Annotated in this window: 29 protein-coding genes; 26 read left to right on the top strand and 3 right to left on the bottom strand. The window is 70.6% G+C overall.

Translation table 11 applies throughout. The annotated features are described in order from the left end of the window. Positions 1–38 precede the first annotated feature (38 nt). The 3 genes from ABZ267_RS18805 to ABZ267_RS18795 form a co-directional block, all read right to left on the bottom strand. Positions 39–245, bottom strand: coding sequence for a hypothetical protein (locus ABZ267_RS18805; RefSeq protein ID WP_356746622.1), 207 nt, complete (start codon positions 243–245; stop codon positions 39–41). Between the two features lie 321 nt (positions 246–566). After that, positions 567–1808 (bottom strand): site-specific integrase, encoded by a 1242-nt coding sequence (locus ABZ267_RS18800; protein WP_356363269.1) that lies wholly within the window; start codon positions 1806–1808, stop codon positions 567–569. A gap of 395 nt (positions 1809–2203) precedes the next feature. Continuing rightward, on the bottom strand, positions 2204–2584 hold the full coding sequence (locus tag ABZ267_RS18795) for a helix-turn-helix domain-containing protein (RefSeq protein WP_356746621.1): 381 nt from the start codon (positions 2582–2584) through the stop codon (positions 2204–2206). Positions 2585–2853: 269 nt separating this feature from the next. Between ABZ267_RS18795 and ABZ267_RS18790 the strand changes: the two genes are divergently transcribed. From ABZ267_RS18790 to ABZ267_RS18665, 26 genes are all read left to right on the top strand, one after another. Continuing rightward, positions 2854–3156: a helix-turn-helix transcriptional regulator gene (locus tag ABZ267_RS18790; RefSeq protein ID WP_356746620.1), complete on the top strand. Its 303-nt coding sequence runs from the start codon at positions 2854–2856 to the stop codon at positions 3154–3156. Continuing rightward, positions 3140–3370 (top strand): hypothetical protein, encoded by a 231-nt coding sequence (locus ABZ267_RS18785; RefSeq protein WP_356363329.1) that lies wholly within the window; start codon positions 3140–3142, stop codon positions 3368–3370. Before ABZ267_RS18790 ends, ABZ267_RS18785 begins: the two co-directional genes overlap by 17 nt. Positions 3371–3511: 141 nt before the next feature. After that, positions 3512–3727: a hypothetical protein gene (locus ABZ267_RS18780; protein ID WP_356363326.1), complete on the top strand. Its 216-nt coding sequence runs from the start codon at positions 3512–3514 to the stop codon at positions 3725–3727. Then, complete coding sequence (locus ABZ267_RS18775; RefSeq protein WP_356363323.1) at positions 3724–4413, top strand: hypothetical protein; 690 nt, start codon at positions 3724–3726, stop codon at positions 4411–4413. The genes ABZ267_RS18780 and ABZ267_RS18775 overlap by 4 nt, the downstream gene beginning before the upstream one ends. Continuing rightward, the gene (locus ABZ267_RS18770; protein WP_356363321.1) at positions 4410–4547 is read left to right on the top strand and encodes a hypothetical protein; all 138 of its coding nucleotides are present in this window, start codon (positions 4410–4412) and stop codon (positions 4545–4547) included. The genes ABZ267_RS18775 and ABZ267_RS18770 overlap by 4 nt, the downstream gene beginning before the upstream one ends. Next, complete coding sequence (locus tag ABZ267_RS18765; protein WP_356363318.1) at positions 4547–4909, top strand: hypothetical protein; 363 nt, start codon at positions 4547–4549, stop codon at positions 4907–4909. Before ABZ267_RS18770 ends, ABZ267_RS18765 begins: the two co-directional genes overlap by 1 nt. A 61-nt stretch (positions 4910–4970) precedes the next feature. After that, a complete protein-coding gene (locus ABZ267_RS18760; protein WP_356363315.1) occupies positions 4971–5357 on the top strand; it encodes a hypothetical protein in 387 nt (128 codons plus the stop codon). Beyond that, entirely contained in the window at positions 5350–5550 is a 201-nt protein-coding gene (locus ABZ267_RS18755; RefSeq protein WP_356746619.1) for a hypothetical protein, read from the top strand. The genes ABZ267_RS18760 and ABZ267_RS18755 overlap by 8 nt, the downstream gene beginning before the upstream one ends. Next, positions 5547–6353 carry a hypothetical protein gene (locus ABZ267_RS18750; RefSeq protein WP_356746618.1) on the top strand — a complete coding sequence of 269 codons (807 nt, stop codon included), beginning with the start codon at positions 5547–5549 and terminating at the stop codon, positions 6351–6353. Before ABZ267_RS18755 ends, ABZ267_RS18750 begins: the two co-directional genes overlap by 4 nt. A gap of 71 nt (positions 6354–6424) precedes the next feature. Next, on the top strand, positions 6425–7075 hold the full coding sequence (locus ABZ267_RS18745) for a hypothetical protein (protein ID WP_356746617.1): 651 nt from the start codon (positions 6425–6427) through the stop codon (positions 7073–7075). A gap of 151 nt (positions 7076–7226) precedes the next feature. Then, positions 7227–9752, top strand: a complete 2526-nt coding sequence (locus ABZ267_RS18740) for a phage/plasmid primase, P4 family (protein WP_356746616.1) — start codon at positions 7227–7229, stop codon at positions 9750–9752. Next, positions 9749–10012, top strand: coding sequence for a hypothetical protein (locus ABZ267_RS18735; protein ID WP_356746615.1), 264 nt, complete (start codon positions 9749–9751; stop codon positions 10010–10012). The genes ABZ267_RS18740 and ABZ267_RS18735 overlap by 4 nt, the downstream gene beginning before the upstream one ends. Positions 10013–10161: 149 nt before the next feature. Beyond that, positions 10162–10344, top strand: a complete 183-nt coding sequence (locus ABZ267_RS18730) for a hypothetical protein (RefSeq protein WP_356746614.1) — start codon at positions 10162–10164, stop codon at positions 10342–10344. Then, positions 10341–10793: a hypothetical protein gene (locus tag ABZ267_RS18725; RefSeq protein WP_356746613.1), complete on the top strand. Its 453-nt coding sequence runs from the start codon at positions 10341–10343 to the stop codon at positions 10791–10793. Before ABZ267_RS18730 ends, ABZ267_RS18725 begins: the two co-directional genes overlap by 4 nt. Further along, positions 10790–11035, top strand: a complete 246-nt coding sequence (locus ABZ267_RS18720; RefSeq protein WP_356746612.1) for a WhiB family transcriptional regulator — start codon at positions 10790–10792, stop codon at positions 11033–11035. The genes ABZ267_RS18725 and ABZ267_RS18720 overlap by 4 nt, the downstream gene beginning before the upstream one ends. Further along, entirely contained in the window at positions 11032–12393 is a 1362-nt protein-coding gene (locus ABZ267_RS18715; RefSeq protein ID WP_356746611.1) for a hypothetical protein, read from the top strand. The genes ABZ267_RS18720 and ABZ267_RS18715 overlap by 4 nt, the downstream gene beginning before the upstream one ends. Beyond that, complete coding sequence (locus ABZ267_RS18710; protein WP_356746610.1) at positions 12390–12977, top strand: MT-A70 family methyltransferase; 588 nt, start codon at positions 12390–12392, stop codon at positions 12975–12977. The genes ABZ267_RS18715 and ABZ267_RS18710 overlap by 4 nt, the downstream gene beginning before the upstream one ends. Positions 12978–13002: 25 nt before the next feature. Beyond that, positions 13003–13479: a hypothetical protein gene (locus ABZ267_RS18705; RefSeq protein WP_356363706.1), complete on the top strand. Its 477-nt coding sequence runs from the start codon at positions 13003–13005 to the stop codon at positions 13477–13479. A gap of 66 nt (positions 13480–13545) precedes the next feature. After that, a complete protein-coding gene (locus tag ABZ267_RS18700) occupies positions 13546–13794 on the top strand; it encodes a DUF6085 family protein (RefSeq protein WP_356363709.1) in 249 nt (82 codons plus the stop codon). Continuing rightward, the gene (locus ABZ267_RS18695) at positions 13791–14387 is read left to right on the top strand and encodes a hypothetical protein (RefSeq protein WP_356746609.1); all 597 of its coding nucleotides are present in this window, start codon (positions 13791–13793) and stop codon (positions 14385–14387) included. The genes ABZ267_RS18700 and ABZ267_RS18695 overlap by 4 nt, the downstream gene beginning before the upstream one ends. A gap of 46 nt (positions 14388–14433) precedes the next feature. Further along, entirely contained in the window at positions 14434–15060 is a 627-nt protein-coding gene (locus tag ABZ267_RS18690; protein ID WP_356746608.1) for a hypothetical protein, read from the top strand. Between the two features lie 40 nt (positions 15061–15100). Beyond that, entirely contained in the window at positions 15101–15319 is a 219-nt protein-coding gene (locus tag ABZ267_RS18685; RefSeq protein ID WP_356746607.1) for a hypothetical protein, read from the top strand. A 213-nt stretch (positions 15320–15532) separates the two neighbouring features. Next, complete coding sequence (locus tag ABZ267_RS18680; RefSeq protein ID WP_356746606.1) at positions 15533–16393, top strand: protein transporter Sec31; 861 nt, start codon at positions 15533–15535, stop codon at positions 16391–16393. Continuing rightward, positions 16390–16539 (top strand): hypothetical protein, encoded by a 150-nt coding sequence (locus ABZ267_RS18675; protein WP_356363785.1) that lies wholly within the window; start codon positions 16390–16392, stop codon positions 16537–16539. Before ABZ267_RS18680 ends, ABZ267_RS18675 begins: the two co-directional genes overlap by 4 nt. A gap of 8 nt (positions 16540–16547) precedes the next feature. Next, complete coding sequence (locus tag ABZ267_RS18670) at positions 16548–17057, top strand: hypothetical protein (RefSeq protein WP_356363788.1); 510 nt, start codon at positions 16548–16550, stop codon at positions 17055–17057. Next, positions 17054–17374, top strand: coding sequence for a hypothetical protein (locus ABZ267_RS18665; RefSeq protein ID WP_356363791.1), 321 nt, complete (start codon positions 17054–17056; stop codon positions 17372–17374). Before ABZ267_RS18670 ends, ABZ267_RS18665 begins: the two co-directional genes overlap by 4 nt. Positions 17375–17399 lie beyond the last annotated feature (25 nt).

The raw sequence follows: 17399 nt of genomic DNA, 5'->3' as shown, positions 1-17399 counted from the left end.
GAGGCTGCGCTGCGTACACCGTGCGCCTGCTCCCGCTACTACTCCTGGAGCGCCCGGATGCTCGTGTCGCGCCGCTGGGGCAGTCCGCGATAGACCACCCAGAGACTGACGACCAGCAGGAAGGCGGCACCGATCGGCCAGGCGATGGACCCGCCGTCGCGGTAGTCCCTGATGCCGGTCGCCAGGAGCAGTGAGGACGGGATCAGCCCGACCCGGTCGAGGACTCTGCTCAACTTCGAGGACACCGAAGGCGCATTCACAGCCGGATCCTGGCAGGCCCCGCTGCCGTCCGTCCAGAGCCGAACGCACGGCCGAAAGGGCCAGTTCATGAGGATCAAACCTCTGAACTGGCCCTTGGCGCGTTGTGCCCCCGGCAGGATTCGAACCTGCGACACCCGCTTTAGGAGAAACAGTGCACGCTCTGCGCGTCTCAGTGAGTCTCAGTGAGGGGCCGTGAGTGTGGCGGTGGAGCCGAATCGGGCTGACGAGTGAGCCTCAGTGAGGCTCGTGCGGTCTCAGTGAGGGGGTCGTGTGGCCTACGCGTGGCCCACCCGTGGCCTAGCAGGTCACGACACCGCACGCAGCGGCCGACCCCGCACCAGAGCAGCACGGACTTCCTCAACCAGCTCAGGCCCGGCGTGCTGGTACAGCCACGTCACCTTGCCCCCGCGCTCGTGGCCCATGATGACCTGGACGTCCTTCTCCGGTACGCCCGCGTCCTTCAGCCGGGTGGCGAATGTGTGCCGCAAATCGTGCACCCGCGGCCACCACTCCAGCCGGCCGGTCTCCGGGTTCTTCACCTTGCGCGCGATCCCCGCAGCTTGGATGGCCGGGATCCAGTTCCGCCGGAAGTTGTGCCGGGAGAGCAGCCCGCCCTGCGGTCCGCGGAAGACGAGTTCCTCGGGGTGCATCTCGCCGTCCTCGATGTCCGACTCCGTGGCCACCGGTTCCCACAGATGGATCATCACCTGCGCGGCCGCGATGGCTGTCGGGGTGAGGGGGACGGTACGGAAGCCGGCCGCCGTCTTTGGCGCCATCTTGCGCCGGAGCTTCCCGTTGTCCTCGGTGAGCACTTCCTTCACCTTCACCGTGCCGAACGGCAGGCTCAGGTTGCAGAGCCTCAGCGCGGTGTATTCGCCCCAGCGCATCCCAGTCTCTTCCGCGAAATCTACCAGCGGTCGGTAGTAGTCGGGCATGTGCTGGCGGATGAGGTTGCACTGCTCATGGGTGGGCGGCATGAGGTCATCGGGGTGCTTCCCGGGTGCGGCGGACACCTCGATGTCGACGGTCGGGTTCACCTGGATTCGGCGGTCGCGCATCGCGGCGGCCATCATGTGGCGCAGCAGCTCCAGGGCCTTTCGCTGGGTAGCGTGGCCCTTCACCTCGTTGGTGATCCAGTCCTGTACCTGGATCCACGTGATGCTGTTGAGCTTGCGCCGGCCCCACTTCGGTTCGACGTGAACGTTCCACGCTGACACTTTTCGGTTGCGGGTCGTCACTGCCTTGACCTTCACCGTGGGCCACCAGATGGCGTACCACTCGGCCACGGTGATCGCACCGCGCTTGGGGTCCTGGTACGTCCCCTCGCGGACCTGGGTGCGGACCTTGTCCAGGTGGGCCTTGGCCTCCTTGTAGGAGGGGAAGGTGGGGCCGCACTGCTTTCCTTCGAGGTCGCGGTAGCGGGCCTGCCAGGGGCCGGTGCAGTCGCGTCGGGGGGTGCGGTCGCCGGGGTAGTCGGCGAGACATAGGACGCAGCCGCAGGTGCGGCTGCGCTTCTGTCGGGGGTTGGTGGCTGGCTTACGCGCCACGGGACATCACCTCGCTGCTCGTTCTCTGCTCGGGCACGCGGGGCAGGAGCTGCGCCCCGCAGAAGCAGACTGCCCCGTCGGGGGGCTGCTCGACGGCGAGTTCCGTGAGAACCGCCCGTACGACTACGGCAGTTCCGGCGGCGGGCAGGGTGGCAGGGAGTGTGATGGTGCGCGCGGCGGTATCCCATGGATCGGCCGGGCAGTGAGCGGAGAACTGAATGCGGACGCACATGTGAACCCCCGGATACGCAGGCGAAGTGATGACCCGCGGCCGTTGGGGGAGGGCAGCGGCCGTGCGAACGACCGTACCCCTCTGCTGTTGAGAATGCGACCATTGTTACGCAAGATGACGCCCCGTCAGGCACAGGGAGTGACGAAGTCCATTTAGTGGAGACTCACGAGGGCAGCGAACGGTTGCGCTCGACGAGGGCGCGGATCTGTACCTCGGTCATCTCCTGCTGATCTTCGGTGAGTTCCTCGATCAGGGCCAGGATGCGTTCGCGTGCGTCAGTGGAGAGCGGGCCGGGGGTTGCGCGGCCGGCGGCGGCGAAGATCTCGGCCTCGGTGAAGCTGGGGAACTCTCGGTGGAGTGCGCGCAAGGTGTCCTTGCGGGGGCCGCGGCCGGTGCCGCGCTTGCGGTGGACCCAGCTGTTGACGGTGGCAGGGGCGACGCCGACGCGGCGCGCGATCTCCGAGTCGCTGACACCGTAGGTGTCTTTGAGGCGGGCGATCAGCTGCGCGAGATCCTCGGCCGGCGGCTGCTCATGGGTGTCCACGGCCCTAAGAGTGCCCGTTGATCTTCTACTTTTGCAAGTGAAAGTAGAGGCATGGCGGGATCTCGCTGCGGCGCGTGACCTCCCCGTCGCGCGCCGTGGCCGCTGGCATATGCAGCTATTAGAACACGCGTTCGTTAGCCAGTCATCTCGGTAAGAAACTCACTGAAACTCACGCTGACTCACTTGACCTCACTGACACTCACACAGTAGAAATGTGTCAACGGCGGCGCACACCGGGCCGCAGAGACACCACCTGGCGTGAGGCACACATGACCAACCTGATCCGCAAGGGCGCGGGCAAGCCACTACGGGACGCAATGAAGCGGACCGGGCTCACCCAAGCCGACCTCGCCGCCCGCACCAAGGCGGTCGACGTACGCGGACAGGGCGTCAGCCTCGGCACGGTCATCAAGGTGACCGGCCAAGGCAAGAGCGCCACCGACAGCTGTCGACTCCGCACCGCGTGGCTCGTTGCCACCGCGCTGGGGGACCCGCTCCAGCAGCACTTCGACATGCCCACAGTTTCAACCGACACAGTTGAAAGGTCTACCCCCCATGGCGACCCTGGCTGATCGCACCAAGACGCTCCGCCCCGTCGGCGTGGCTCCCCTCCTGAAGACCGACGAGCTCATGGCCCTCTACGGAGTCTCGAACTGGACGGTCAACGAGTGGGTCAAGGACGGCTGCCCCGTCGAGCCGACGAAGTTCCGGGGCCGGCGCTTCGACCTGGACAAGGTCCGCGCCTGGATGGCGGCCGACGAGCAGCAGCTCGCCGCGTCCGCCTGATCCACCTCATGAAACCGGGGCCGCCGGGTGCATCCGGTCGACCCCGACGACACCCTCACCACTCAGAGAGACGAGGACATCGTGTCCGTACAGAGTATCCAACCCACGGATCTGCCTGCCGGTCACCGGCGCACGGTCCACGTGGACGTGCCGATCCCGACGCCGACGGCGCCGCAGTTGTTCGTGGCGGCCGAGCAGGGGTCGCGGTGGAAGCTGGCCGGGACCGACGCCGACGGTGGCCGGCTGTTCGTGCCGGAGCTGGTCGACCCGGCGGTGACGCCGCGCTGGGTGTGGGCGCGGGAAGCCGAGCTGATCGAGGTCGTCGGCGCGCTGGTCCCGTTCGGCGGTGCGGCATGAGCGCCCCGCAGGATGACGCGCTGGCGCAGGCGGTTGCCGAGCACGGCCCGTTCCCGATGCCGGTGGGCACGAAGCCCGTCCCGATGACGCCGGACCGTGAGCAGGAGATCCGGGCCCGCGAGCAGGCGGCGACGCCCGGCCCGTGGCAGAGCGACGGGGCGGAGATTTACGGGACGCTCGGTGGCGTTCTGATGATCGATCTGTGGGTCGGCGAGACCCTCGACATCGAGAACCAGGCGCGGTCGGACGCTGACGCGGCGTTCATGGCGGACGCGCGGTCGGCGGTACCGGAGCTGCTGGCCGAGGTCGCCCGGCTGCGGGCTCGGGTCGCCGAGCTGGAGGCGCAGCCGTCCCGTGCCGTGACCCTGCGCGAGGCGTCCGAGTCCGTGGCGTCGATGGCGTACTCCCGTTACAGCGAGGGCGCGAAGACCACGCTGCTCGAAGCGTCCCAGATGTTGGCGGACAACGCCGCTGAGGCCGAGGGTCCGACCCCGGTCGAGGACCCGCACGACGGGCCGTTGCACCACTCGTACGCGCTGGGCCGCGACCTCCCCGAGGAGCCCGAGCCGTCGCGCGGACCGTGCGGCTACGACGACTACCACGACGGGCACCCGTGGGCTGACCGGCCGCACGTCTGGTGCCCCGGCCACAGCTACGCCGACGACGACGAGGCGGTGTCCTCGTGAACGGCTGGCAGATCGTCGCCGGGTCGACCGCCGCGTACGCCCTGTGCGCCATCGCCCTCGTCCTCGTCCTCAACGGACACCACCCGCTGGCTCACCTCGCCGAGCTGCTGCACCGCCACCTCGGAGGCCACTGATGTCTGACGACCAGACGCACACCACCGGCCCCATCCCCGTGTACGTGGAGGTCATCCCGACCGCCGTCGTCCTCGGCCTGGACGCCCTCACCCGCCTCGCCGCCGGGGACTTCGTGGACGCGCTCCTCGACCCGGCCGACACCACCCTGTGGGACCGGCTCCACGAGCTGGCCGACCCGGAGCTGACCAGCCCGCACGACTTCGTGCTCCCGCGCGAGGAGCTGGTGGCCGCGCTGGCGGACCGGTGCTCCTCCCGGGTGCCGCTGACGCCGGGCCGCGCCCGGGACCTGGCGACCACTCTGCGGATGCTCGCCGACCGGTTGACCATCCCCCGCCAGCAGGACGGCAGGTGGGCCGCGTGACCGGCACCTGCCCGACCTGCCGCCTGATCTTCGAAGCCTGCACCTGCACCGGAGGCACCCGATGACGCAGCACGAGACGTACGAGACCCGCACCGAGATCACCATCGTGATCCCCGCGTCCGGGGCCACCGACCTCACCGACCCGTTCACCGGACGGATCGTCATCCCGCACCGCGTGGAGCTGAGGTTGTGCCACATCGCCACGCCCGATGAGGACCGCCGGTGGGCGCACGTCGCGGTCTACGGGCCGCGCCGCCTGAAGTCCGGTCAGCCGGGCCACGAGATCAGCACGCACGGCTGGCACGCGGCCAACCCTTCGGCGAGCTACCGGCCGGACGCGGACCGCCCGAACTGGCTGACGCAGCTGGTCATCGACCACTGGCCCGACGGCTGGAGCCTGGTCCTCGTGGAGCTGAGCGCGGCCGCGCTGGAGCCCCGCCATGGCTGACACGTTCGGCGACAACCCCCGCCGCCCCGCCCGCACCGACGGTGTCGGCCGGTCGCAGCGCGAACTCCAGGACCGCGCCTCGTACGACCACCAGCCCAACCCCGGACGCGGCTGCGCCATCGCCATCCCCATCAGCGCCGCCATGTGGTGGGCCCTGTACGAAGCCGCGCAGGCCTGCGGGGTGATCGCGTGACCGCCACCGGGAACGACGAGTACTCCACCGTCCTGGCCGAGCGCATCGAGCAGTTCATCATCGACGCGGACGCCAACGCCGGCCGGTCGCAGCAGAAGGCCATCGGCCCCAGCGAAGTTGGGGAACCGTGCGAGCGGCAGCTCTCGTACAAGATGCTCGACTGGCCGGAGACCAACACCAACCGCGACCCGATCGCGGCGATCATCGGCACCGGGTTCCACATGTGGATGGCCGAGAAGTTCGAAGCCCGACAGACGGTCATGGCCGACGGGACACCCCGGTACCGCATCGAAGAACGCGTCACCGTACGCGACAGCCCGATCGCCACGGCCGCGCTCACCGGCAGCTCGGATCTGTACGACCGGCTCGCCCAGCTGAACAACGACTGGAAGCTCGTCGGCAAGTCCAGCCACGACAAGTACCGGCGCCAGGGCCCTGGCGAGAAGTACCGCATCCAGGCCCACCTGTACGGGCTCGGCCAGGAAAACGCCGGCCACCCGCCGGCCCGGGTCGCCGTCACCTTCATCGCCCGGCACCACGAACTCATGGTCCACGTGTGGTCCGAGCCGTACGACCGGACCGTCGCCGAGCAGGCACTCGCCCGGCTGGACCGCATCCGCGCGCGCGCCATGGATCTGGAACCCGACCTCCACCCGGAGAACTGGGCCGCCATCCCCATCCCCGACAAGCCCAACTGCCGGTTCTGCCCCTGGCTCAAGCCGGGGTCCACCGACCTCAGCCAGGGCTGCCCCGGGGCGCAGAACACCAACGCGGGCGCCTCCCTCGAAGCGCTCATCGCCTGACCCCTCAGGCCCCACAAACTCGCCACTCAACCGCAGTCGGCGTACACCACAAACAGCAGGAGCAGAAGCAAATGACTACCCCGCAGCAGCACCAGGTCCCCTCCGCCGACGACTTCTTGATGGGCGGGGGCGGCGCGCCCACCGCGAAGTTCCCCGTGCCGCAGACCACCGTCGGCGGGCGGATCACCGAGCGGCCCACCGTCGAGCAGCAGCGCGACATCTCCACCGGGGACAAAAAGTTCTGGTCCGACGGCAACCCCATGATGCAGCTCGTCGTCACCGTCCAGACCGACGACCGCGACCCCCAGCTCGAAGAGGACGACGGGCGCCGCCGCCTCTTCGTCAAGGGCCAGATGAAGAACGCCATCGCCGACGCGGTCCGTACCGCCGGGGCCCGCGGCCTGGAGGTCGGGGGCACCCTCGCCGTCACCTACTCCCACGACGGGACCGCGTCCCAGCGCGGCTTCAACCCGCCGAAGCAGTACACCGCGCGCTACACCCCGGCGGCCACCGTCGCCCTGAACACCCCGGACCCCGGTGTCCCGCAGGCGGCACCCGCACCGCAGTACGCCGCCCCGGTCCCGGCCGTGCCGGCCACGGCGACCGCCGCCATCCCTGGGCTCACCCCGGAGCAGCTCCAGGCGGCCATGGCCAACCCGGCCACCGCGGCGCTCATCGCCCAGCAGCAGGCGGCCGCGGCCACCACCCCGCCGCCGTTCTAGGCGGCCCACCAGGCGCCGCCCGCCACGGCTGACCTCCCCGCATCGCCGTGGCGGGCGGACCACCAGCACACAGCCCCGGCATCCACGCCGTGAGGGCGCGGGATCGACTCCCGCCCGGGGCACTCCTCGAGCACCACAGCTAGGAGCGACATTGAACGCCACACCGGACACCCAGGCCGCGGCCCTCGCGCTGCACGCGGCCGGTTGCTCCGTCGTTGCTGTCGAGGCCGACGGGAAGAAGCGGCCCAAGGGCCAGTGGCGGGCGTTCCAGACGGAACGCGCCACCGAAGACCAGGTCCGTACCTGGTTTGCCAACCAGCACCCCGGGGTCGGTGTCATCTGCGGAACCGTCTCCGGCGGGCTGGAAATGCTGGAGCTGGAAGGGCGGGCAGTCGACGAGGGGGTCCTCGATGCCCTCGTCGAAATCCTCCTCGGCCACAACATGGCCGACGTGTGGCAGCGCATCGCCACCGGGTGGCTGGAGCGCTCCCCCAGCGGCGGGCTCCACATCCACTACCGGGTCGAAGGCGGCGCCCCGGGCAACACGAAGCTCGCGAACCGCCTGGCCCGCGAAGACGAACTGACCGACGCCGAGCGGGAGCTCGTCGCCCGCCACCCGCAGAAGAAGATCCTCCGCGGGCTCATCGAGACCCGCGGCGAAGGCGGCTTCGTCGTCACCGCACCCTCACACGGCACAGTCCACCCGTCCGGCAAGCCGTACGAACTCCTCGCCGGCGGACCCGCCACCATGGCGACGATTACCGCCGAGGAGCACAAGGCGCTCCACACCCTGTGCCGCATGCTCGACACCGTCCCCTCCGATGATGTTGTAAAAGGGGAACCCGCCCATGTAGGCGCAGGTCAGCCGCTTGACGAGGCCGCAGCGTTCCTCTTCTCCAACAGCGGGGACCGCGCCGAAGGTGGGCTCACCCCGGGGGACGACTTCGAGCAGAAGGCCACCTGGGCCGACATCCTCGCCCCGCACGGATGGAAGCTCCTCTTCACCAGCGGCCAGACCTGCTACTGGCAGCGCCCCGGGAAAGACGGCCGCGAACCCAGCGCCACCACCGGCCGGGCCATGGACCGCGACCGCCTGTACGTCTTCACCACGTCCACCGAGTTCATCGCCGAGAAGCCCTACACCAAGTTCGGTGCGTACGCGCTCCTCAATCACGGCGGGGACCACTCGGCCACCGCGTCCGCGCTGCGCCGCCAGGGCTATGGGGCGCCCGCGCCCGAGCCGGTCCGACACCTGACCGCGGTGCCCAGCCCGCGGCCGGCCATCGACGGAACCGCCGCGCTCGCCACCGTGGTCGAGCACCCGGCGCCCGCCGCCGACCACGGGCCGGAGACGTACTCCCGGACCGACGACGGGAACGCGCTGCGCCTCGTCGACCAGCACGAGCACGAGGTGCGCTACGTCCCCCAGCGCGGCAGGTGGCTGCGCTGGGACGGGCACCGCTGGGCGTGGGACGAAGCCGGGGCCGTACGGGAGATGTCCCGGGCCATCGCCCGCGCCTTGCCCAACGGGGAGGGTGAGGCGAAGCACCGGGCACGCAGCCTCTCCGCAGCCGGGATCTCCGCCATGGTCGCCATGGCCCAGACCGACCCGCGGATCGTCGCCCACGCGGCGCAGCTCGACGCGCACCGCATGCTGCTCAACACCCCGAGCGGGGCCGTCGACCTGACCACCGGGGGCATGATCCCCCCGGAGCCGAGCCAGATGCACACCCGATCCACCGCGGTCGCCCCGGACCCGGACGCCCCAACGCCCCTGTGGGATGCGTTCCTCGCGCAGACCTTCGGCGGTGACGACGAACTCCTGCGGTACGTGCAGCGCATGGCCGGGTACTCCTCCTCCGGCAGCGTGAAGTGGCACGTGCTGCCCTTCCTCCACGGCGGCGGCGGCAACGGCAAAGGCGTGTTCCTCAACGTGCTGCGGAACCTCCTCGGGGACTACGCGGCGACCGCACCGAACTCCTTCCTCATGGCCGGCGCCCAGCGGCACGAGACCGAGATCGCGCGCCTCCACGGGCTGCGCCTCGTCATCGCCTCCGAGGTCAACCAGGAAGCGAAGTTCGACGAAGCCAAGGTCAAGGAACTCACCGGGGGTGACGGACTCACCGCGAGGTTCATGCGGCAGGACCACTTCACGTTCGAGCCGACGCACAAGCTGTGGCTGATGGGCAACCACCAGCCCCGGGTGTCCGCCGGCGGGAAGTCGTTCTGGCGGCGCCTGCGCCTCATGCCGTTCATCCGCACCCCCGAGAAGGTCATCGAGGATCTCGACCTCCTCCTCATCTCCGAGGAGGGCCCGGGGATTCTCGCCTGGGTCGTCGCCGGGGCGGTCGACGTGTTCGCCAAGGGGCTCCGTGATCCGGAGTCCGTGAAGGCCGCGACCGCCCAGTACGCGGCCGAGGAGGACGCGCTGGCCCGGTTCCTCGAAGAGGGGTGCCACGTCGGCGGTGGCGTCCAAGTTCGTACCACCACCGAGGTGTTCCGCAGCGCCTATGAGAAGTGGTGCCGGGCCGAGGGCGAGGATCCGATGCCGAGCAGGCAGCTCGGGCGTGAGCTGAAGGACCGGTTCCAGATCATCCGGAAGCCGTCGAACGGTACCTACTCGTACATCAACGTCGCACTGAACGCGCCCAGTGATGATCGATGGGACGACAAGTGACCATGATCAAAGTGCCGTTGCAGTGCCATCAAAGTGCCGTTAAAAGTGCCGTTGAAAACCAGTATTACCCCAGGTCAAAGGCCATCAGTGCCGTCAGTGCCGTTGAAATCCACAATCCAGCTCCGTGCGCAGGCAAGAGCTTCAATGCTCAGAAACTGGCACTGACGGCACTGATGGCACTGCCACCCCGGGTGACCTGCAAAAACAGCAGTGCCGTCAACGGCACTGCAACGGCACTGCCCCTTGGCGGCCGGCGATGACCATGAATCCAGGCATCGCCGCGAAGCTCGCCCTATCCGCGGACCACGCGCGCGCGGGCGCCTGCCCCGGATGCGGCGCTGACGTACTACGCGCTCGTGCCGGCCGAGTCGCAGCCCTCGACGTGGTCGCCGACCCGGAGCCCGTTGACGTGACGGCGGAGATCCTGGCCCGCCTCGCCGGGCGGCTCACCTGGTACCTCGTCACCAGCCCGCTCGGCCAGCAGCGCATCGTCTGGCGCCACCCGATCCACGCCGGCCCCGGGCCGCCGCCGCACCCGGTCATCGCCGACCACGAGTGTCCGAGCCGATCAGTACAGGAGCGCCTGTTGTGAACCAACTCCTCCGCCGCTTCACCATCGCCCTCCCGCCAGGGCTGAAGCTGCTCAACGCGAACCAGCGCATCCACTACCGGGTCCGCGCCGAAACCACCGCAGCGATCCGCGGCGCCGCAATGGCCCAGTGCTCCGAGGACACGGCCATGCGCGCCGCGCTCCTCGCCGCCGGCGCCGCCCCGGTCATGCAGCACGCGTACATCCTCGGAGTGCTCCACCCTCCGTCCAAGCGCCGCGCCGACCCGGCCAACTGGTACCCCAGCTTCAAGGCCGCGGTCGACGGGATCGTCGAAGCCGGGGTGTTGGAGGACGACGACCACACCCGTGTCGTCGGCCCCGACATGCGCATCGGCCCTGTCTTCAAGGGCGGCCGGCTCGTGCTCCACATCCAGGAACTCAACGCCGAGCAGCACGCCGCGTTCCAGTGGGGGATGCAGGTGGCCTCATGAACCCGGCCATCGCCCTCGAAGGGATCTGCGCTCAAGTCGACCCGGGCCTGTTCTTTCCCAGGCCTGGGGACCACGCGTCATCCCGCGCGGCCAAGACGATCTGCTTCGACTGCCCCGTGCAGCGCGCCTGCCTGACCGAGGCGCTCGCCCTCGAAGGCGGCGCGGACAAGACCCACCGCTACGGCATCCGCGGCGGCACCACCCCGCGTGAGCGCGCCAACCTCGCACGGGGTGCCGCGTGACTGCCGCCCTGGACCGGGCCCGCGCCCTCCTTAACACCCCACCACCCGACCCCGTCCCCGGGCAGACCGAATTCCCCGCCGCCACCGACCACCTGGAGCCCCTGATGCCCGACACCACCCCTGACCGCCCCGCCGAGGTGCTGCGCGCCGCTGTGGCCGCCGCCATCCGCGCCGAGTCGTCCCGCGTTGACGACCTCGTCCTGACCGACGCGGTCCTGTCCGTGCTGCCCGCGCCTGCCCTGGCGGTGGCCCGGCAGCTCCTCGGCACCACGACGTGCCCTGAGTGCGGGAACACCGGGGCGTGCAACGGCGGCCCGTGCCCGCTCCTCACCGCCGACGAGGCCCGCGAGATGGCCGACGACCTCAACACCGACCTGTACAAGGCACAGGACGCGTTGGCGTTCGTCGGGGAGTGCTGCGACATCGCCGACCGGAACCAGCGCCCGATCACGACCGGGGATGTCCGGAAGTGGCTGAAGGGGGCACGCTGCGGACGGCAACTCCTCGGCACCAGCACGGGCGAGGACACGGCCGACGAGGAGTGCGGCGACCAGCTCACCGAGTGGACATGCACCCTCCCGCCTGGCCCCCACCCGAACTGGCGGCACGTCGACAGCAACGCCGGGGCGTGGTGGGACCAGTCCCGCATCGCACCGCACAGCAACCGCCCCGCCGCCGCCCCGCCCGCCGACCGCCGCGAGCGGTACGCCGCAGCGATGGCCCTGCGTGATGGCCACCCCGAGTGGCCCGTCCGGTACGAGGACGACGAGCGGGACTACCGGCGGCGCGCCGATGCCGTCATGGCCGTCGCGGACGCCGAGCAGGCCTCCCTGCGGGCTGAGGCCGAGGGGCTGGACGAAGCGCTGCGGGGAGCGATCTCGGCGTCCGAGAAGGACGGGGCCCGGCTGCGAGCCGAGATGGCGACCGCCGCCCCGCCCGCGCCTGCCGACCGGGCCGCCACCCGGGACCGCCTCCGCCAGGCGATCTGCGAGGCGTCCGGGTTCGACTGGGACCCCGACGTGCTGGAGCCCGACGAGTACGGGGAGCACGCCGACGCAGTCCTCGCCGTACTGGCCGGTGAAGCTGCCGCCGGGGCACACCAGACCACCGAGGGCGAGGCTCGCCCGGCCGAGCACTCCTGGGCCGCCGAGCTCCACGACCCGCTCGCCGACGAGTGGGTCCCCTTCGGCAGCTCCAACGTCCGCGCCACAGCGGTGCACTCCCTGGAGCGCGGACGGAGGCTCGCCCCGGTGTGGGCGGACGGCACCCCGACCGAGCGGCGTCTCGTCCGCGCGACGACCACGTACACCGTCGAGCCGACCCCCGCTGTCCCTGCCGCGCCCGAGGAGACCCGGTGACCACACCCGAGACCACCGTCCCGCCGCTGCCCACTGGTCCATTCACCACGATCGTCGCCGACCCCCCGTGGGCGAGCATGCACCAGCGCAGCACCTACCACCGGGGCAAGCCGGAGCGCCACTATCCGACCATGCCCACCAGGGACATCTGCGCCCTCCCCATCAGCGACATCGCCGCCAAGGACGCCCATCTGTGGGTGTGGGGCGTGAACCGGCTCATGGAGGACGCCTACGCCGTGGTGCGCGCCTGGGGGTTCACCCCGATGTCGCTCCTCACCTGGTGCAAACGCGGCCCCGGCATGGGCTACTACCTCCGCACCAACACCGAGCACTGCATTTTCGCCACCCGCGGCCGACCCATGGTGCCCGACGTGAAGCTCCTGTCGTCCTGGTACGAGTGGCCACGGGCCAGACACTCCCAGAAGCCCGCCCAGTTCTTCGAGGCCGTCGAGACAGTCAGCCCCGGCCCGTACCTGGAACTCTTCGCCCGCCAGCAGCGCCCCGGATGGGCGGCATGGGGCAACCAGGTGCAGCCCGCCCCGCTCGACCTGTTCAGCGTTCAGGACACCCCTGCTGCCGGGTGATCCCGGCCCAACCACGGAGACCCACATGACCACGCCGCTACCTGACGGACTCGTCGACTACCTGATCAAGCGGGACGCGCAGCGCGCCGACGCCGTCACCGAGTTCCTCGGCCGCCTCACCGACCGCGAGCACACCCTCATGCGCGACGCCGCCGTCATGGGCTACGTCCAGGGCCGCCGCCACCCGGACGACGAAGACCACCCGAAGGACTCCGCCGTCCTCCGCCTCGTCATCGACGCCGCCCTCGCCATCCCCGATCTCTACCCGGCCATCGCCGCCGTCGAGGAGCAGGTCACCACCACGAAGCTGGAGCACTTCGTCGTCGTCCGCCAGCCCGACGGGACGTGGGAGCAGGCCAGCAGCTCCTCGACCGACACCGCGTACATCCAGCGGCAGCTCGCCCGGATGCAGGCCAACCACCCCGACTGGGAGTGCCGCATCAACTGGCTCGCCACCACCCTCACCACCGGGCCGATCCCGAGGATCGTCCCCGCCGCCTGACTGCCTGTCTGCTGTGTGGCCGCCCCACCACAGGCGGCCACCCCCAAACCCCGGAAGGACCACCCCGTGCGCCACTACCGATCGATGGGCGAAGCAGTCGGGGCCGCCATGGCTCACAACGCCCGCATGGCCGCACCCGTCACCCGCCCCGAGCAGATTGACTTCCCCACCGTCCAAGGCCACGGCCCCGCCTGCGGCAGCACCAGCCTCTTCCTCGGCTCCGGCGGTTACGTCACCTGCGCCCGGCTTGACTGCCCCGACCCCGACGCCGCCAGCACCGTCCTGGAGCAGCGCGCCACCGAGGGGGCCCGGTGACCACCCAGCCCGAGCCCCAGCCCCTGCGCGGCGAACTTCACCCCGCGCAACTCCTCGCCGCCGAACCCGACGCGCCGCCGTTCACCACCGAAACCGTTCGAGGCGGGCGACGGCTCGGCACCCAGCCCGAGCGCCTCCACCACCTCCTCGACCGGGCCCGGCGCGGCGTCATCCTCCCCGCCGAAGGGGAGCAACTCGCCGCGCTTGTGCGGGCCCGGGAGGAGCGCCTCGCCCTCCTGGAGAACGGCGCCCGCGAACGGTCCGCCCTACTGGAGGAAGCCCGCGACACCCTCGAAGCCGCCGGGATCAACGAGGCGCACGGCGGGGAGTCCTGGCCCCGGCTCGTCCCCGCTATCGAGGAACTCGCCGCTGAGCGCGACCGGGCGCAGCGCAGCGCCACCCTCCATACCGACGCCCACCGCACCGCAACCCGCCGCGCCGATGCACTGGAGGCCGAGGTGGTCCGGCTCACCGCCGGGCAGTGCACCCACGTGCTCGCCGTCTGCGAGCAGCACCACGCCGTACCCGTGGCCGGCTGCCCGCACCCCCGATGCCAGGCCGCGCGGGCCACCGGGCGCGCAGCCACCGTCTGACCCTGACCCACCGCACCCGCCCGACCCCGTACGCGAGGAGCCCGCCGTGACCACCTGCACCCACTGCCACGCACCCGACCCCACCGGCAGCACCCTCTGCATCCACTGCACCCAGCGGCTCACCACCCAGCTCCAGCAGCTCCCGCGCATGTACGCCGGGCTTGGCATCCTCCTCGCCCCGAGCATGGCCACCGGACAGGGACGCGGCGGCAAGGGCGGACCCGCGCCGCTCCCGCTCAACGGCGACATGTTCGACCACCGCCAGGAGTTCGACGTCGTGTACGCCTGGCTGAGCGCCGTACACGACGCCCGAGGACTCCGGGGCCCCCGGCTCACCGGAGACAGCCTCACGCGGCTCCACACGGCCGTCGCGGGGCTCCTCGCCCACATGCCGTGGATCGTCGCCACCTGGCCCGGCGCTGGTGACCTTGCCAGCGAGATCGGCGACCTCCACCGCTCGGCCGCCACCATCGTCGACCCCGACCCGAGGCCACGCGGCCGGCGCATCGGCCACTGCCAGAGCATCGACACATCGGGAGCGATCTGTGGCGCTGTCCTGCGGCTGGCCCCCGGAGAGCAGATCGTTCGGTGCGACTGGTGTGGGATGGCCTGGCCGCCCGCGACCTGGGTGCAGCTCAAGGCGTGGCAGACCGAAGAGGCCAACGTGGCCTGACCACTTGACCGTCTAAGCCAGGGTTAGATATGGTCGCCTCGTGAACACGATCCCCTGGCGGGAACGGGTCCGCGGAGAAGACGAGCTGCTGGAACAGCTCCAACTCCTCGTATCCGAGTCCGCCAAACGGAGAGCGCTCGCCCTGCTCGACGGCGTTGCCGAACTCGGAACCGTGGCCGAAGTGGCCAGGGAAGTCGGGAAGAGCTGGAACGCCATCGACGCGGCGATCAAGAAGAACGGGCCCAAGGCCCCGACATAGAGCGAGGCCGAGCGGCAGCTCCCAGGCGCTGGAACGCCTGAGGCGCGCGCGCCGCTCGACCTCCGACCGAACACCATCCTGACTAGACCAGGAGGCATCGGCCGTGGCCGATCATTTCACGCGCACCCTCGCGTGCGTACACCCGCACACCGGCGACCCCGACATGGGCGAGGCCCTCCGCCGCGCCCGCGCCGGCCGCGTGGCGGTGGCCCGGTGAAGACCCGCACCGTCGAACGCACCCGCCTCGTCCCCCACACCATCGACGGCCGCACCGAGATGGTCCTCGACCGCTACACGGTCGACGTACCCCTTCCGCCGCGCGACTGGGACCGCATCGTCCTCACCGGCGTCACTGCGGCGACCGCCGCCATCGGCACCGCATCGGTCATCTGGTCCACCGCGAGCATCGGCGACCTCCTCGCCCGCAGCGTCCCCGAGCCCGCCGCCTACGCCGCCGCCGCCGTGTTCGACCTCGTGTGGCTCTCCTGCATGGCCCTGGAGTGGCTCGCCCGCTACGACCAGGAGCGCGCCACTCTCCCGCGCCGCGCCGGATACGTGGCGCTCGCCATCGCCATGGCCGCCGTCGGCGCGCACGGCTGGATCAGCGGCGAGGTCGCCATCGGCTTCATCGGCGCCGCCGTGTCCGGCCTCGCCAAGGTCATGTGGACCGTCGTGCTGCGCCACCACGCGAAGCCGCTCGACCCGCTGACCCAGCAGTGGGTCGACCAGCAGCGCGCGAAGGCCGGCGGGCGTCTCGCGATGGTCGCCGTCCTCCGCGAGCTGACCCGCGCGGAGGCGGCCGTCTCCGCCGAGCACGCCGCGATCGGAACCGCCTCTCCGGAGAATCCGGAGACCCGTCCGGACGATCCGGAGACCCGCCTGGACTCTCCGGACGACGACGAGCAGCCGACCGCGTCCGGGCCGATGACCATTGCGGATGCCGTCCGGACAGCTGTCTCCAGCGGCATCACTGATCCGGACGCGGTCCTCCGCTACGTCCGGAAGGTCGCCGACGCCAACGCGAAGGCCACGAGCGTTGACCGGTATCTCCGGGGTCACAGGAAGCCGGCATGACTGCCATCCGGCTGCTCTTCCCGCTCGCCACCATCGGCGCCGGCTGCATCCTCGCCGCACTCGCCACCCGCGACATTCCCCGCATCACCGGGACCGTCGCCCTCGTACTCACCATCGCCGCGTTCGGCGCGGCCATCCTCCGCTGAGGACACCCATGAACCTCGTCACCATCGGCGGCGTCACCGTCGGCCTCGCCATCCTCGTCCACCACGTCGCCACCTGGTGGCCCGGCACCAAGCGCCTCCGCAAGGACCCCGCCGGACAGGTCGCCGCGCTCGCGCCGTTCCTCCTCGCCTGGTCGTACGGCGTCCTCGCCATCCTCACCGTCGGCGGCATCATCGGCTGGATCGCAGACACCACCCTGTGGATCAGCAACTGGCTCGGCGACGTCGCCCTCGTCTGGGGTGTCGGCGGCACCACCGGCACCGCCGCCGGCCGTACGACCTACCTCCCGCTCACCCAGACCGGGACCGCCGTCGTTCTCCTCCTCACCGTGCTCCTCCTCGCCGCGGCCAAGAAGTCCCAGTACGGCGGGTCACTCAAGGCCGGGGCGTGGTGCGGGATCTGCCTCGGCACCTCCGCAGGCGTCACCGGCCTCGCCGCCGTACCCCTCGCGCAGGCCGTCAACTGGCTCGGCGCCAACGCGTACGGGGTCTTCGCGTGAGCCGGAAGCGGATCGCCGAGGAGACGGAGGAGGCCGCGCCGGAGGCGTCGCGTACGGCCGGCGGGTGCGTCCTCCTCGCCCTCGCGATCGGTCTCACCGCAGCCCTGTTCGCCGTGCTCGGCACCCTCGCTGTCCTCGTCGTCTGGGCAGCGGGCGCGGTCGCCCTGAGACGGGCCGTACGCCGCCCGAACAAGATCAACAAACACTCCCCTCCCCCACCGTCGCCCCCCTCTCGAAACACAAACACGCAGTTCACCGTGGTGGAGGACCGCCCCGGCCACTGCAAGGTCACCTGGTCGAGCGGGGTGACCGAATGACCCTCCAAGCCCTTCTCGCAGCCCT

Source organism: Streptomyces sp. NPDC006174 (genome assembly GCF_040614075.1).
Lineage (GTDB): Bacteria > Actinomycetota > Actinomycetes > Streptomycetales > Streptomycetaceae > Streptomyces.
This window is presented reverse-complemented; position numbering and strand designations above follow the sequence as displayed.

Bases quoted from the DNA above. Each gene is read 5' to 3' on its own strand.
- ABZ267_RS18765 (WP_356363318.1), top strand. From the start codon at position 4,547: ATGTCTGACGACCAGACGCACACCACCGGCCCCATCCCCGTGTACGTG.
- ABZ267_RS18745 (WP_356746617.1), top strand. From the start codon at position 6,425: ATGACTACCCCGCAGCAGCACCAGGTCCCCTCCGCCGACGACTTCTTG.
- ABZ267_RS18675 (WP_356363785.1), top strand. From the start codon at position 16,390: ATGACTGCCATCCGGCTGCTCTTCCCGCTCGCCACCATCGGCGCCGGC.
- ABZ267_RS18755 (WP_356746619.1), top strand. From the start codon at position 5,350: ATGGCTGACACGTTCGGCGACAACCCCCGCCGCCCCGCCCGCACCGAC.
- ABZ267_RS18790 (WP_356746620.1), top strand. From the start codon at position 2,854: ATGACCAACCTGATCCGCAAGGGCGCGGGCAAGCCACTACGGGACGCA.
- ABZ267_RS18705 (WP_356363706.1), top strand. From the start codon at position 13,003: ATGACCACGCCGCTACCTGACGGACTCGTCGACTACCTGATCAAGCGG.
- ABZ267_RS18720 (WP_356746612.1), top strand. From the start codon at position 10,790: ATGAACCCGGCCATCGCCCTCGAAGGGATCTGCGCTCAAGTCGACCCG.
- ABZ267_RS18670 (WP_356363788.1), top strand. From the start codon at position 16,548: ATGAACCTCGTCACCATCGGCGGCGTCACCGTCGGCCTCGCCATCCTC.
- ABZ267_RS18785 (WP_356363329.1), top strand. From the start codon at position 3,140: ATGGCGACCCTGGCTGATCGCACCAAGACGCTCCGCCCCGTCGGCGTG.
- ABZ267_RS18760 (WP_356363315.1), top strand. From the start codon at position 4,971: ATGACGCAGCACGAGACGTACGAGACCCGCACCGAGATCACCATCGTG.
- ABZ267_RS18775 (WP_356363323.1), top strand. From the start codon at position 3,724: ATGAGCGCCCCGCAGGATGACGCGCTGGCGCAGGCGGTTGCCGAGCAC.